This is a genomic window from Pseudomonas sp. 13B_2.1_Bac1 (assembly GCF_025466155.1).
Taxonomy (GTDB): domain Bacteria; phylum Pseudomonadota; class Gammaproteobacteria; order Pseudomonadales; family Pseudomonadaceae; genus Aquipseudomonas; species Aquipseudomonas aylmerensis.
In genome coordinates this window covers 1-14,888 of the sequence record NZ_JANLOH010000076.1, presented here as the reverse complement: position 1 = coordinate 14,888, position 14,888 = coordinate 1, and the positions used below count along the sequence as shown (strand labels likewise).

At 56.1% G+C, this 14,888-nt stretch carries 11 protein-coding genes and 4 tRNA genes; all 15 read right to left on the bottom strand.

Annotated features, from left to right (window positions below; all coding sequences use genetic code 11):
• Positions 1-64: 64 nt before the first annotated feature.
• Positions 65-4,264: a DNA-directed RNA polymerase subunit beta' gene (gene rpoC / locus NTD80_RS17370; protein WP_065909923.1), complete on the bottom strand. Its 4,200-nt coding sequence runs from the start codon at positions 4,262-4,264 to the stop codon at positions 65-67.
• A gap of 64 nt (positions 4,265-4,328) precedes the next feature.
• Positions 4,329-8,402: a DNA-directed RNA polymerase subunit beta gene (gene rpoB, locus NTD80_RS17365; RefSeq protein ID WP_025857208.1), complete on the bottom strand. Its 4,074-nt coding sequence runs from the start codon at positions 8,400-8,402 to the stop codon at positions 4,329-4,331.
• A 219-nt stretch (positions 8,403-8,621) separates the two neighbouring features.
• Positions 8,622-8,987 (bottom strand): 50S ribosomal protein L7/L12, encoded by a 366-nt coding sequence (rplL, locus tag NTD80_RS17360; RefSeq protein ID WP_016969476.1) that lies wholly within the window; start codon positions 8,985-8,987, stop codon positions 8,622-8,624.
• A gap of 78 nt (positions 8,988-9,065) precedes the next feature.
• A complete protein-coding gene (gene rplJ / locus NTD80_RS17355) occupies positions 9,066-9,566 on the bottom strand; it encodes a 50S ribosomal protein L10 (protein ID WP_016969477.1) in 501 nt (166 codons plus the stop codon).
• 199 nt (positions 9,567-9,765) lie between these two features.
• The gene (rplA, locus tag NTD80_RS17350) at positions 9,766-10,461 is read right to left on the bottom strand and encodes a 50S ribosomal protein L1 (RefSeq protein ID WP_003176434.1); all 696 of its coding nucleotides are present in this window, start codon (positions 10,459-10,461) and stop codon (positions 9,766-9,768) included.
• Entirely contained in the window at positions 10,461-10,892 is a 432-nt protein-coding gene (gene rplK / locus NTD80_RS17345) for a 50S ribosomal protein L11 (RefSeq protein ID WP_003176435.1), read from the bottom strand. The genes rplA and rplK overlap by 1 nt, the downstream gene beginning before the upstream one ends.
• 117 nt (positions 10,893-11,009) lie before the next feature.
• Complete coding sequence (gene nusG, locus NTD80_RS17340; protein ID WP_003176436.1) at positions 11,010-11,543, bottom strand: transcription termination/antitermination protein NusG; 534 nt, start codon at positions 11,541-11,543, stop codon at positions 11,010-11,012.
• 9 nt (positions 11,544-11,552) lie between these two features.
• A complete protein-coding gene (gene secE / locus NTD80_RS17335; RefSeq protein ID WP_003194658.1) occupies positions 11,553-11,921 on the bottom strand; it encodes a preprotein translocase subunit SecE in 369 nt (122 codons plus the stop codon).
• Between the two features lie 45 nt (positions 11,922-11,966).
• Positions 11,967-12,042: transfer RNA gene (locus tag NTD80_RS17330), tRNA-Trp, on the bottom strand.
• Between the two features lie 161 nt (positions 12,043-12,203).
• Positions 12,204-12,279, bottom strand: a tRNA-Thr gene (locus NTD80_RS17325).
• Positions 12,280-12,305: 26 nt separating this feature from the next.
• A tRNA-Gly gene (locus tag NTD80_RS17320) sits at positions 12,306-12,379 on the bottom strand.
• 24 nt (positions 12,380-12,403) lie between these two features.
• Positions 12,404-12,488 (bottom strand) — tRNA-Tyr (locus NTD80_RS17315).
• 142 nt (positions 12,489-12,630) lie between these two features.
• On the bottom strand, positions 12,631-13,077 hold the full coding sequence (locus NTD80_RS17310; protein ID WP_262134417.1) for a hypothetical protein: 447 nt from the start codon (positions 13,075-13,077) through the stop codon (positions 12,631-12,633).
• A 7-nt stretch (positions 13,078-13,084) separates the two neighbouring features.
• A complete protein-coding gene (locus NTD80_RS17305; RefSeq protein WP_262134416.1) occupies positions 13,085-13,834 on the bottom strand; it encodes a pantothenate kinase in 750 nt (249 codons plus the stop codon).
• The gene (gene birA, locus NTD80_RS17300) at positions 13,824-14,783 is read right to left on the bottom strand and encodes a bifunctional biotin--[acetyl-CoA-carboxylase] ligase/biotin operon repressor BirA (protein WP_262134415.1); all 960 of its coding nucleotides are present in this window, start codon (positions 14,781-14,783) and stop codon (positions 13,824-13,826) included. The genes NTD80_RS17305 and birA overlap by 11 nt, the downstream gene beginning before the upstream one ends.
• Positions 14,784-14,888: the final 105 nt, after the last annotated feature.

Genomic DNA, 14,888 nt, shown 5'->3' with positions numbered 1-14,888 from the left:
CGACAAAATTGCCTCGATCCGACGAATGGGGGCTGCCAGGGCCCAGACTTATTTATCGCAGAACTCAGTTACCGCTAGAGTTCAGCGCTTCGGTCAGTGCAGCTTCCACTTCACTGGCGCTTACGCGCAGCGGCTTGTCAGCATCACGGCGGCGCTTGCGCTCGCTGTGGTAAGCCAAACCGGTACCTGCCGGGATCAGACGACCCACGACCACGTTTTCTTTCAGGCCGCGCAGGTAATCGCGCTTGCCGGTTACCGCTGCTTCGGTCAGTACGCGAGTGGTCTCCTGGAAGGAGGCCGCCGAGATGAACGACTCAGTCGACAACGACGCCTTGGTGATACCCAGCAGCACGCGAGTGAACTTGGAAACGAATTTCTCTTCGTTCGTCAGGCGCTCGTTTTCCACCAGCACGTGAGTCAATTCCATCTGGTCGCCCTTGATGAAACTGGAATCGCCAGACTCAGCGATTTCAACTTTACGCAGCATCTGACGCAGGATGGTCTCGATGTGCTTATCGTTGATCTTCACGCCTTGCAGGCGGTAAACGTCCTGGATCTCGTTAACGATGTACTTGGCCAGCGCACTCACACCCAGCAGACGCAGGATGTCGTGTGGATCGCTTGGACCGTCGGAGATAACTTCGCCGCGGTTTACCTGTTCGCCTTCGAACACGTTCAGGTGACGCCACTTCGGAATCAGCTCTTCATACGGATCGCTACCGTCGTTCGGGGTAATGACCAGACGGCGCTTGCCCTTGGTCTCTTTACCGAACGCGATGGTACCGCTGACTTCAGCCAGAATCGACGCTTCTTTCGGACGACGAGCTTCGAACAAGTCGGCAACACGCGGCAGACCACCGGTGATGTCACGGGTCTTCGAAGTTTCTTGCGGGATACGCGCGATAACATCACCGATCGCGATCTTCGCACCATCCGCTACACCGACCAGGGCGTTGGCTGGCAGGAAGTACTGAGCGATTACGTCAGTGCCTGGCAGCAACAAGTCCTTGCCGTTGTCATCGACCATCTTCACGGCAGGACGGATGTCTTTACCGGCAGCTGGACGATCTTTCGCGTCGAGTACTTCAATGTTGGTCATACCGGTCAATTCGTCAGTCTGACGCTTGATCGTGATGCCTTCTTCCATGCCCACGTAGGTCACGGTACCTTTCATTTCGGTAACGATTGGGTGAGTGTGCGGATCCCACTTGGCCACGATTGCGCCAGCGTCGACCTTGTCACCTTCTTTAACCGAGATCACAGCACCGTACGGCAGCTTGTAGCGCTCACGCTCACGACCGTAGTCATCAGCGATTGCCAGCTCACCGGAACGGGACACAGCAACCAGGTGGCCATCCACTCGCTCAACGTGCTTCAGGTTGTGCAGACGGACGGTACCGCCATTCTTCACCTGAACGCTGTCAGCTGCGGAGGTCCGGCTTGCCGCACCACCGATGTGGAACGTACGCATGGTCAGCTGGGTACCCGGCTCACCGATGGACTGGGCAGCGATAACGCCGACCGCTTCACCGATGTTCACCTGGTGACCACGAGCCAAGTCACGGCCGTAGCACTTGGCGCAAATGCCATAGCGGGTTTCGCAGCTGATCGGCGAGCGAACAATCACTTCGTCGATGCTGTTGAGTTCGATGAACTCGACCCACTTCTCGTCGACCAGAGTGCCGGCAGGAACGATAACTTCCTCGGTACCTGGCTTGAATACGTCACGGGCAATAACACGACCCAATACGCGCTCACCCAGCGGCTCTACAACGTCACCGCCTTCAATGTGCGGAGTCATCAGCAGGCCGTGCTCGGTGCCGCAATCGATCTCGGTTACAACCAGATCTTGTGCAACGTCTACCAGACGACGCGTCAGGTAACCGGAGTTAGCGGTTTTCAACGCGGTATCCGCCAGACCTTTACGAGCACCGTGAGTGGAGATGAAGTACTGAAGTACGCTCAAACCTTCACGGAAGTTCGCAGTAATCGGCGTTTCGATGATGGAGCCGTCCGGCTTGGCCATCAGGCCACGCATACCGGCGAGCTGACGGATCTGCGCAGCAGAACCCCGTGCGCCCGAGTCGGCCATCATGTACATCGAGTTGAAGGATTCCTGGTCAACTTCGACGCCGTGGCGGTCGATGACTTTCTCTTTCGAGAGGTTGGCCATCATCGCCTTGGATACTTCGTCGTTCGCCTTGGACCAAAGGTCGATCACCTTGTTGTACTTCTCGCCCTGGGTTACCAGGCCGGAGGCGTACTGGCTTTCGATCTCTTTCACTTCGTCGGTGGCTGCACCGATGATGCGGGCTTTTTCATCCGGGATAACGAAGTCGTTAACGCCGATGGAAACGCCGGAAATGGTCGAATAAGCAAAACCGGTGTACATCAACTGGTCAGCGAAGATCACGGTCTCTTTCAAACCAACCACGCGGTAGCACTGGTTGATCAGCTTGGAGATCGCCTTTTTCTTCATCGGCAGGTTGACGACATCGTACGACAGACCTTTTGGCACAACTTGATACAACAGCGCACGGCCGACAGTGGTGTCGACGATACGAGTGTTGGTCACGCTGCCGCCGTCACGGTCGTTGACGGTTTCGTTGATCCGCACCTTGACCTTGGCGTGCAGTGCGGCTTCGCCGGCACGGAACACACGGTCAACTTCCTGCAGGTCAGCGAACACACGACCTTCGCCCTTGGCATTGATCGCTTCACGGGTCATGTAGTACAGACCCAGTACAACGTCCTGCGACGGAACGATGATTGGCTCACCGTTGGCTGGCGACAGAATGTTGTTGGTCGACATCATCAACGCGCGCGCTTCCAACTGGGCTTCCAGTGTCAGCGGTACGTGCACGGCCATTTGGTCGCCGTCGAAGTCGGCGTTGTACGCAGCACAGACCAGCGGGTGCAGCTGAATAGCCTTACCTTCGATCAGTACCGGTTCAAACGCCTGGATACCCAGACGGTGAAGGGTCGGTGCACGGTTGAGGAGAACCGGGTGTTCACGGATCACTTCAGCGAGAACGTCCCAAACCTCTGGCAGTTCGCGCTCGACCATTTTCTTGGCGGCCTTGATGGTGGTCGCGAGACCGCGCATTTCCAGCTTGCCGAAAATGAACGGCTTGAACAGCTCGAGAGCCATCTTCTTCGGCAGACCGCACTGGTGCAGACGCAGGGTCGGGCCTACGGTAATTACCGAACGACCGGAGTAGTCAACACGCTTACCGAGCAAGTTCTGACGGAAACGACCTTGCTTACCCTTGATCATGTCAGCCAAGGATTTCAGAGGACGCTTGTTCGAACCGGTGATAGCGCGGCCACGACGACCGTTGTCGAGCAAGGCATCGACAGCTTCTTGCAACATACGCTTTTCGTTGCGCACGATGATGTCCGGAGCGGACAGGTCGAGCAGGCGCTTCAAGCGGTTGTTACGGTTGATCACGCGACGGTACAGGTCGTTGAGGTCGGAAGTCGCGAAACGACCACCATCCAACGGTACCAGCGGACGCAGGTCTGGCGGCAGAACCGGCAGAACGGTCAGCACCATCCACTCTGGCAGGTTGCCGGAACCCTGGAAGGCTTCCATCAACTTCAGACGCTTGGACAGCTTCTTGATCTTGGTTTCGGAGTTGGTTTGCGGAATCTCTTCACGCAGACGGCCAATCTCGTGCTCCAGGTCGATAGCGTGCAGCAGTTCGCGGACAGCTTCGGCACCCATGCGGGCATCGAAATCGTCACCGAATTCTTCCAGCGCTTCGAAGTACTGCTCGTCGTTCAGCAGCTGACCTTTTTCAAGGGTGGTCATGCCTGGATCGATAACGACATAGCTCTCGAAGTAGAGAACGCGTTCGATATCACGCAGGGTCATGTCCATCAGCAAGCCGATACGGGACGGCAGCGATTTCAGGAACCAGATGTGGGCAACCGGCGAAGCCAGCTCGATGTGCGCCATGCGCTCACGACGAACCTTGGCCAGTGCAACTTCAACGCCGCACTTCTCGCAGATCACACCACGGTGCTTCAAGCGCTTGTACTTACCGCACAGGCACTCGTAATCCTTTACCGGGCCAAAGATCTTGGCGCAGAACAGGCCGTCACGCTCAGGTTTGAACGTACGGTAGTTGATGGTTTCCGGCTTTTTAACTTCACCGAACGACCACGAACGGATCATCTCAGGCGATGCCAATCCAATACGGATGGCGTCGAACTCTTCGACTTGACCCTGGTTTTTCAGCAAATTCAGTAGGTCTTTCAAGGCCTTTCCTCCTGGCGGAGCAGAGAGCGGGCTAAACGGCCCCGCTCTCGATTCGCGTCACGTGTTATTCGGTTTCCAGATCGATATCGATGCCGAGGGAACGAATTTCTTTGATCAACACGTTGAAGGACTCGGGCATGCCCGGCTCCATACGGTGATCGCCGTCCACGATGTTTTTGTACATCTTGGTCCGACCGTTCACATCGTCCGACTTCACTGTGAGCATTTCTTGCAGAGTGTAAGCAGCACCGTATGCTTCCAGTGCCCAGACCTCCATCTCCCCGAAACGCTGACCACCGAACTGAGCCTTACCACCCAGCGGCTGCTGGGTAACGAGGCTGTACGAACCGGTAGAACGAGCGTGCATCTTGTCGTCTACCAAGTGGTTCAGCTTCAGCATGTACATGTAGCCAACAGTAACCGGGCGCTCGAACTTGTTGCCGGTACGGCCGTCGAACAGCTGCATCTGGCCGCTTTCTGGCAGGTCTGCCAGTTTCAGCATGGCCTTGATTTCGCTTTCCTTGGCACCGTCGAACACCGGGGTAGCCATTGGAACGCCGCCGCGCAGGTTCTTCGCCAGATCCAGGATTTCCTGGTCGGAGAAGGTGTCCAGCTCTTCGTTGCGACCGCCGATCTCGTTGTAGATCTCGTGCAGGAACTTACGCAGGTCTGCGACCTTGCGCTGCTCTTCGATCATACGGTTGATCTTCTCGCCCAGACCTTTGGCCGCGAGGCCCAGGTGGGTTTCAAGGATCTGACCAACGTTCATACGCGAAGGTACGCCCAACGGGTTGAGGACGACGTCGACCGGTGTGCCATTGGCATCGTGCGGCATGTCTTCAACCGGCATGATCACGGAGACCACACCTTTGTTACCGTGACGACCGGCCATCTTGTCGCCCGGTTGGATGCGACGACGGATTGCCAGGTAAACCTTGACGATTTTCAGCACGCCTGGAGCCAGGTCATCGCCTTGCTGCAGTTTGCGCTTCTTGTCTTCGAACTTGTCGTCCAGCAGACGGCGACGATCAACGATATAGGCCTGGGCCTTCTCGAGCTGCTCGTTCAGAGCATCTTCAGCCATGCGCAGTTTGAACCACTGGCCGTGCTCAAGACCGTCGAGAACTTCGTCGGTGATGTCCTGACCTTTCTTCAGACCTGCGCCGCCTTCAGCCTTGTGGCCTACCAGGGCGGAACGCAGACGTTCGAAGGTCGCGCCTTCAACGATACGGAACTCTTCGTTCAGATCCTTGCGGATCTCGTCGAGCTGGGTCTTCTCGATGGACAGTGCACGAGCATCACGCTCAACGCCGTCACGGGTGAAGACCTGTACGTCGATGACAGTACCCTTGGTACCGGTAGGTACACGCAGGGAGGTGTCTTTAACGTCGCTGGCTTTTTCACCGAAGATCGCACGCAGCAGTTTTTCTTCCGGAGTCAGTTGGGTCTCGCCTTTCGGAGTGACCTTACCTACCAGGATGTCGCCTGCGCCGACTTCAGCACCTACATAAACGATACCGGCTTCGTCCAGCTTGTTCAGTGCAGCTTCACCCACGTTCGGGATGTCTGCAGTGATTTCCTCAGGCCCAAGCTTGGTGTCACGTGCCACACAGGTCAGTTCCTGAATGTGGATCGTGGTGAAACGGTCTTCTTGAACAACACGCTCGGACAGGCAGATGGAGTCTTCGAAGTTGAAGCCGTTCCATGCCATGAACGCGATGCGCATGTTCTGGCCCAGTGCCAGTTCACCCATGTCGGTGGACGGGCCGTCGGCCATGATGTCGCTACGCTGAACGCGATCACCCTTGCTCACCAGCGGACGCTGGTTGATGCAGGTGTTCTGGTTCGAGCGGGTGTATTTGGTCAGGTTGTAGATGTCGACACCGGCTTCGCCAGTTTCAACTTCGTCATCGGCAACACGAACCACGATACGGCTGGCATCAACGGAGTCGATCACGCCGCCACGACGAGCCACGACGCAAACGCCGGAGTCACGGGCTACGTTACGCTCCATGCCGGTACCTACCAGCGGCTTGTCAGCGCGCAGGGTCGGTACAGCTTGACGCTGCATGTTGGAACCCATCAACGCACGGTTGGCGTCGTCGTGCTCGAGGAACGGGATCAGCGACGCTGCAACCGAAACTACCTGCTTCGGCGAAACGTCCATCAAGGTGACGTCTTCCGGCGCCTTGACGGTGAACTCGTTCAAGTGACGAACCGCTACCAGCTCGTCGACCAGGACTTTCTTGTCGTTCATCGTGGCCGAGGCCTGGGCGATCACGTGATCAGCTTCTTCGATGGCGGACAGGAACACGATCTCGTCGGTGACCAGAGCGTCTTTCACCACGCGGTACGGGCTCTCGAGGAAGCCGTACTGGTTGGTGCGCGCATACGCAGCCAGGGAGTTGATCAGACCGATGTTCGGACCTTCCGGCGTTTCGATCGGGCAAACACGACCGTAGTGCGTCGGGTGTACGTCACGAACTTCAAAGCCTGCACGCTCACGGGTCAGACCGCCCGGGCCCAGTGCCGAAACACGGCGCTTGTGGGTGATCTCGGAGAGCGGGTTGTTCTGGTCCATGAACTGCGAGAGCTGGCTGGAGCCGAAGAACTCTTTCACCGCCGCAGCCACTGGCTTGGCGTTGATCAGGTCTTGTGGCATCAGGCCTTCGCTTTCAGCCATCGACAGACGCTCTTTGACCGCACGCTCAACACGCACCAGGCCAACGCGGAACTGGTTCTCGGCCATTTCGCCTACGCAGCGAACACGACGGTTACCCAGGTGGTCGATGTCATCGACGATGCCTTTGCCGTTACGGATGTCGACCAGAGTCTTCAGTACCGCGACGATGTCTTCCTTGCACAACACGCCCGAACCTTCGATCTCGGTACGACCGATACGACGGTTGAACTTCATCCGGCCGACCGCAGACAGGTCATAGCGCTCAGGGCTGAAGAACAGGTTGTTGAACAGGGTCTCGGCAGCGTCTTTGGTCGGTGGCTCGCCAGGACGCATCATGCGATAGATCTCGACCAGCGCTTCCAATTGGTTGCTGGTGGAGTCGATCTTCAGAGTGTCGGAGATGAACGGACCGCAGTCGATGTCGTTGGTGTACAGGGTCTCGATGCGAACGACCTGAGCCTTGGCGATTTTGGCCAGGATCTCGGTGTTCAGCTCGGTGTTGCACTCAGCCAGGATTTCGCCTGTAGCCGGGTGAACGATGACCTTGGCGGTAGTGCGACCCAGGACGTAGTCCAGAGGCACTTCCAGCTCTTTGATACCGGCCTTTTCGATCTGGTTGATGTGGCGCGCAGTGATACGACGGCCAGCTTCAACAATGACCTTGCCTTTTTCATCCTGGATGTCCAGGACGGCAATTTCACCACGCAGACGCGAAGCGATCAGCTCCAGCTTGAGGGTTTCATCCTTCAGGCTGAATACGTTGGTGGTGTAGAAGGCGTCCAGCACTTGCTCAGTGGTATAGCCGAGCGCGCGCAGCAGTACCGAGGCCGGCAGCTTGCGACGACGGTCGATACGCACGAACACGCAGTCTTTAGGGTCGAACTCGAAGTCCAACCACGAACCACGGTACGGAATGATCCGCGCGGAGTACAGGAGCTTGCCGGAGCTGTGCGTCTTGCCGCGGTCGTGGTCAAAGAACACGCCCGGGGAACGGTGCAGCTGGGAAACGATAACACGCTCGGTACCGTTGATAACGAAGGTACCGTTTTCAGTCATCAATGGGATTTCGCCCATGTAGACTTCTTGCTCTTTGATGTCCTTGATCGCTTTGTTCGACGATTCTTTGTCGAAAATGATCAGGCGGACTTTTACCCGCAAAGGTACGGCGTACGTAACACCGCGCAACACGCATTCTTTGACATCAAATGCCGGTTCGCCCAGGCGATAACCGACGTACTCCAGCGCAGCATTGCCGGAGTAGCTGATGATCGGGAAAACGGATTTGAAGGCCGCATGCAGGCCCACGTCGCGGAACTGATCTTTGGTCGCTCCCGCCTGCAAGAATTCACGATACGAATCCAGCTGGATAGCCAGAAGGTACGGGACATCCATGACGTCCGGCAACTTGCTAAAGTCCTTGCGGATACGTTTTTTCTCAGTATATGAGTAAGCCATCAGCGTTCCCCAGCTTGGTCACCTGCTTGTTTGGCCCCTCCGACGGGAGCAGCCAGAAAATCTTGCAAACCCCATGGTTTGCACCACCGCATCGGGTGGCTACAGCGCGTTAATGGCGGCGACCGAGTCGACAGCCAAGAACGGAAAAAGGCCGGTGGCAAGAGCCACCAGCCATCAGCCTTCAGCTTAACGCTTGGGCTGGAGACGCAAGGTCGATGCTTACTTCAGCTCGACTTTAGCGCCTGCTTCTTCCAGTACTGCTTTGGCTTTGTCAGCTGCGTCTTTGGCAACAGCTTCCAGAACCAGGGCAGGAGCGCCGTCAACTACAGCCTTGGCTTCTTTCAGGCCCAGACCGGTCAGTTCACGTACTGCCTTGATCACGTTTACTTTCTTCTCGCCAGCTTCGGTCAGCATGACGTTGAATTCGGTTTGCTCTTCAACAACGGCAGCAGCAGCAGCTGGGCCAGCGGAAGCAGCGGCAGCGGAAACGCCGAATTTTTCTTCGAAAGCTTTGATCAGCTCAACAACCTGCAGAACCGACATTTCAGCTACGGCGTTGAGGATATCGTCTTGGGAGATAGACATTGCTGTATTTCCTGAATTGGGGGACGGCCTACGCGGCCATCGAAATAAACAAAAATACGCGAGAGAAGTCGCTCAGCCTTAGGCTGCGGCAGCTTCTTTTTGCTCGCGAACTGCAGCCAGAGTACGAGCCAGCTTGCTGGTAGCGCCTTGAATCACGCTCATCAGCTGCGAAATGGCTTCGTCGCGGGTCGGCAGTGTTGCCAGTACGTCGATTTGGTTAGCTGCGAGGAACTTGCCCTCGAACGCAGCTGCCTTGATCTCGAACTTATCCTGACTCTTGGCGAACTCTTTGAACAAACGGGCAGCAGCGCCTGGATGTTCTTTGGAGAACGCGATCAGAGTCGGGCCGGTGAACACGTCGTTGAGAACACTGTATTCAGTGTCAGCAACAGCGCGCTTGAGCAGGGTGTTACGTACAACACGTACGTATACGCCAGCTTCACGAGCCTCTTTACGGAGTCCGGTCATAGCGCCTACTGTCACACCACGGGCATCAGCCACGACAGCGGACAGAGCAGCTTTGGCAGCCTCGTTGACTTCAGCGACGATGGCCTTCTTGTCTTCGAGATTAATTGCCACGGGTTTAACTCCTGCTTGTTACCGTTTCATCTGGCCGAAGCCGGATGTCGTTTTGGTGTCTGATTCGGTAAGGAACCGGGAGCACCATCTGCGTAGGCTTGTGGTTTAAGACTTGCGCCGCCTACGGTCTTGGATAGCCCCCGCCAGGCAGGGACCCCAATTTTTTCAATTGGCGCAATCTCTCGCGCCAATCTGTGTCTTATACGTCCAGCGAGCCTTGGTCGATGACCAGACCTGGGCCCATAGTGGTGCTCAGGGTAACGCGCTTGACGTAGATACCTTTCGAGGAAGCTGGCTTGATACGCTTCAGATCAGCGATCAGGGCTTCAACGTTTTCCTTCAGCTTGACGGCGTCGAAGCCGACTTTGCCAACGGAGGTGTGAATGATGCCGTTTTTGTCGGTGCGATAACGAACCTGACCAGCCTTGGCGTTTTTAACCGCGGTAGCTACGTCTGGAGTCACGGTGCCGACTTTCGGGTTAGGCATCAGACCACGTGGACCGAGGATCTGACCCAACTGACCTACAACGCGCATTGCATCCGGGGAAGCAATAACTACGTCGTAGTTCAGGTCGCCGCCTTTCATTTCGGCAGCCAGGTCGTCCATGCCAACGCGGTCAGCGCCGGCGGCCAGAGCAGCTTCAGCTGCCGGGCCTTGGGTGAAGACAGCTACACGTACAGTCTTACCGGTACCGTGTGGCAGCACAGTTGCGCTACGAACGACCTGGTCGGATTTACGTGGGTCAACACCCAGGTTTACAGCAACGTCAACGGACTCGCTGAACTTGACAGTCGACAGCTCGGTCAGCAGGGCAGCAGCGTCTACAAAGTTGTAGGACTTGCCTGCTTCAATTTTGCCGGCGATAGCCTTTTGGCGTTTGGTCAGCTTAGCCATTACACACCCTCCACGTTAAGGCCCATGCTACGAGCAGAACCGGCGATGGTACGCACGGCTGCATCCATATCAGCTGCAGTCAGATCCGCGTTTTTGGTTTTCGCGATTTCTTCCAGCTGAGCACGAGTCACGGTGCCAACCTTAACGGTATTAGGACGAGCGGAACCGCTAGTCAGACCAGCAGCTTTCTTCAGCAGAACCGAAGCCGGGGTCGACTTGGTTTCGAAAGTGAAGCTACGGTCGCTGTATACAGTGATGATCACTGGAGTCGGCAGACCTGGCTCAAGACCCTGAGTACGGGCGTTGAAGGCCTTGCAGAATTCCATGATGTTCACGCCGTGCTGACCCAGAGCTGGACCGACGGGTGGGCTAGGGTTGGCCTGAGCGGCCTTCACTTGCAGCTTGATGTAAGCGGTAATCTTCTTGGCCATGAGGCACTCCAATTACGGGTTCTAACGCCTCGAAAGGCTCCCCGGTTACTTGCGCGTTTATCCCAGTGACGACAAAACCCCACAGCCTAAGGCTGCGGGGTTGGGATGCTTGCCCAGCTAGACCTTCTCGACCTGGCTGAACTCCAACTCTACCGGAGTAGAGCGACCGAAAATGAGCACTGCCACTTGGATCCGGCTCTTTTCGTAGTTAACCTCTTCGACGGTGCCGTTAAAATCAGCAAACGGACCATCTGTGACACGAACAACCTCACCCGGCTCGAACAAAGTCTTCGGCTTGGGCTTGTCGCTACCGTCAGCAACACGACGCAGAATTGCTTCTGCCTCTTTGTCGGTGATCGGAGCAGGCTTATCAGCAGTACCGCCGATAAAACCCATGACACGAGGAGTGTCCTTGACCAAGTGCCAAGTACCTTCATTCATGTCCATCTGAACCAGCACGTAGCCAGGGAAGAACTTGCGTTCGCTTTTACGCTTCTGACCATTCCGCATTTCAACCACTTCTTCAGTGGGAACCAGAATTTCGCCGAAGCCATCTTCCATGCCTGCGAGCTTTACGCGCTCTAGCAAAGAGCGCATAACATGCTTCTCGTAACCCGAGTAAGCATGCACAACGTACCAACGCTTAGCCACGGGACACCCTTAGCCAACAATCAAGGAAACAAGCCAGCCGAGCAGGGAATCAAGCCCCCACAACAGCAACGCCATAACCAGAACAACAGCCACAACGATCAACGTGGTCTGCGTGGTTTCTTGGCGAGTCGGCCAAACGACTTTACGGATTTCGGTGCGTGCTTCCTTTACCAGGACCGCGAACGACTTGCCTTTAGCAGTCTGCAGGCCTACAAAGGCAGCCACAGCAGCAAGGGCGAGCAAAGCGAGGACGCGGTACAGGATCGGCGAAGCAGAGTAGTACTGATTGCCAACAACGCCTACGACCACCAATGCGACTACGGCGAGCCACTTGACGAGATCGAAACGAGAGCTTTGAGCTTCAGCCTTAGGAGTCATCTATGAAGATCCTGTGAAAAGAAAGCCAGACACACCACGTGAATCTGGCAGGTCAGGAGGGAATCGAACCCCCAACCTACGGTTTTGGAGACCGTCGCTCTGCCAATTGAGCTACTGACCTAAAACAAAATCAGGCCGACCATTATGCAGGCCTGAAAAAGACTTTACAACAACCAACCCCTAGAGACTTGAAAACACCCAGCAACAAAGCCAAGCACAACACAATCAAGCCGAGGCAGCTGTTAAAACAAAGGCAGATATTTTCATATCTGCCTTGTTATATGGAGCTCTTGAGCGGATTTGAACCGCTGACCTCACCCTTACCAAGGGTGTGCTCTACCAACTGAGCTACAAGAGCAAAACACCGTGCACAACCTGCAAACTTGGAGCGGGTAGCGGGAATCGAACCCGCATCATCAGCTTGGAAGGCTGAGGTTCTACCACTAAACTATACCCGCGGAGCTTGCAGCTCACGCTAAAAATGGTGGAGGGGGAAGGATTCGAACCTTCGAAGTCGTAGACGTCAGATTTACAGTCTGATCCCTTTGGCCGCTCGGGAACCCCTCCTAAGCGAGCCGGCATTCTACATCACGCCGGCCTTCTGTCAAGCATTTTCTCATTTAAAAATATGAGGTTAGCTGCGTTGACCTCGCTTCTCACTGAAGGCCTTAAAGGTCTTCACTGCGAAGCGGGCGCCATTCTATGCAAACTATTCGAGAGTTGCAATGCCTTCGCACAGCATTATTTTATGTTTTAACTCATTGAATTCCTTAGCAAGGTTTTCAAAGGGCAGATCATCCGCCAGGCGTCGGCTTTCCGGGGCTACGCGAAGCCAGTAACCCGAGATGTCGGGCGTACTCAGCAGCTGAAGCTTGACCTTTATATCCAGACTAATGAGACGCTGCTCGAGAGATTGCGCTTCGTGCTGATCCGCAAAGCCGCCGATGTACAAGCAGGTGCTTTGCGCATCGGACGCTTTTGCCCGATCCCTGCGGACCACGGCATCCGATGATTCACTCAACAGTCGAATATCCTGCTGAGAACCCCGATAGAGACTCAAGGGCGTGACATCCTTGGCGCGCAGAGGCGCTTCTTGCTGGTGCCAAATGTAGTAGAAGGCGTTGAGGACGAGTAAAAGCAAAAACAGCCAACGCATAATCACCTCAAGATAAAGGACACGCCATCGCCAACCCGACAAAAACCAAGTCAGGAACGAGTCGGGCCTGGGGCACGGCATCTCGTACCAGATCGGCATCTCCACCGGTCAGGAACACAGTGAAGTCATCACCCCAGTAGCTACGGGCCTGCTCAAGCTGAGTCAACACAAACCCCCTGAGCATCAGCGTGCAGCCGCGCTCGACCGCCTCTACGGTCGTACGACCAGGAGAAAGGCGCTCCAGGGCCCTTTCGGCGGCGGCATCGTCGTAACGGATCTTGCGCGTGTGCGTACGCAGCTGGTTTCGCATGAGCGGCATACCCGGACAAATAAAGCCGCCGAGGTGCTCGCCATCTGCAGCAATAAAATCTGCAGTCGCCGCCGTACCAAAATCAAGCACGAGGCAGGCACCTGAAGCCAATTTGAATCCACCCAACATTGCCAGCCACCGATCAAGCCCAAGACGCTCGAAATCCTCGTAGCCGTTACGTACGCCTGCCATTTCACGCGCAGAGGCCGCACAGGAAACAGCAACGCCAAAAGCCTCCACCAGCGCCTCGGCAAGCCTGCTTGTTTCTTCCTGGGCACGAACGCTCACCAACCGGCAGCGCGTCAGCGACAAGCCAGGCAACGCCACCAGGCTTTCTATCAACGCGACATCCGAACCCGCAACGCCCTCCGCGCAAGCGCCCCCCCCACCTGAGCCGAGCACACGCCATTTGATAAAGCTATTCCCACAGTCGAGCTCAAGAATCATCACGCAACCTCAGGCTTAACTCACCACCACTGTATATTTTCTCGACCCCATCGACGCTTAAACGCAAAGCACCTTGCCCATCGACACCCAGCACCACGCCATCCACTTGGTTGACACCTGCAATGAGCGATACCGCCTTGCCCTGCCACGCATGACTCTGCTCCCATTCCGCCTGAAGTGCTGCGAAGCCAGCGGCTCTATGACGATCAAGATAGCTTTGCAACTGCAGACCGAGTTGGGCCACCAGGACATTACGATTGACAGGAGCCCCCGTCTCGAGCTGCACCGAGGTCCATTGCTGATCAACCTCGTCAGCCCTCTGCATATTCACATTGATCCCGATTCCAAGGACAACGTGACAGATATCAGCAGGGTCCCCTACCAATTCCAGCAAAATCCCGGCAATTTTTTTCTGCCCAACCAACACATCGTTTGGCCACTTCAAGGCAGCCCCACGCACACCCGACTCACGCAGGGCCTGCATGACGGCCAAGCCAACAACAAGACTCAAACCCTCAAGCTGTCGAAGACCACCCTCTATACGCAGTACAAGGCTGTAATACACATTTTGCGCGAAGGGGCTGACCCACTTTCGGCCACGCCTGCCTCTTCCTGCTGTTTGCTGCTCCGCCAGCACCAGGAACGGCGCCGCAGAGCCTGTCTCGACAAGACGCAGTGCTTCGGCATTGGTAGAGTCAATGGAGTCGGAAATACGAACAGGCCACGTCAACGAGGGCGCAAATAGCGCGATCTCCTCAGCACTCAAGAACACCAGCGGCGAAGCCAATTGATACCCCTTGCCACGAACCTTATGGATGGGCAGGTTCAGCTCTGCCTCAAGGTGCTGGAGTTGTTTCCAGACTGCACTTCGACTGACGCCCAGGGCGGCGCCAAGTGCTTCTCCGGAGTGAAATCGGCCGTCTTTCAGAAGTTTTAACAACGTCAGCATGCAAGTATCGCCTCACAATGAGGCACGCATGATAGCCATGCGCAGGGTCATTGCATAGAAAGGCCGGACATAAGCGCTAAAGGCCTCAGCCACGTCCCCGGCGCA

Bases quoted from the DNA above. Each gene is read 5' to 3' on its own strand.
- rplK (WP_003176435.1), bottom strand. From the start codon at position 10,892: ATGGCCAAGAAGATTACCGCTTACATCAAGCTGCAAGTGAAGGCCGCT.
- rpoB (WP_025857208.1), bottom strand. From the start codon at position 8,402: ATGGCTTACTCATATACTGAGAAAAAACGTATCCGCAAGGACTTTAGC.
- secE (WP_003194658.1), bottom strand. From the start codon at position 11,921: ATGACTCCTAAGGCTGAAGCTCAAAGCTCTCGTTTCGATCTCGTCAAG.
- birA (WP_262134415.1), bottom strand. From the start codon at position 14,783: ATGCTGACGTTGTTAAAACTTCTGAAAGACGGCCGATTTCACTCCGGA.
- rplL (WP_016969476.1), bottom strand. From the start codon at position 8,987: ATGTCTATCTCCCAAGACGATATCCTCAACGCCGTAGCTGAAATGTCG.
- rplA (WP_003176434.1), bottom strand. From the start codon at position 10,461: ATGGCTAAGCTGACCAAACGCCAAAAGGCTATCGCCGGCAAAATTGAA.
- NTD80_RS17310 (WP_262134417.1), bottom strand. From the start codon at position 13,077: ATGCGTTGGCTGTTTTTGCTTTTACTCGTCCTCAACGCCTTCTACTAC.
- NTD80_RS17305 (WP_262134416.1), bottom strand. From the start codon at position 13,834: ATGATTCTTGAGCTCGACTGTGGGAATAGCTTTATCAAATGGCGTGTG.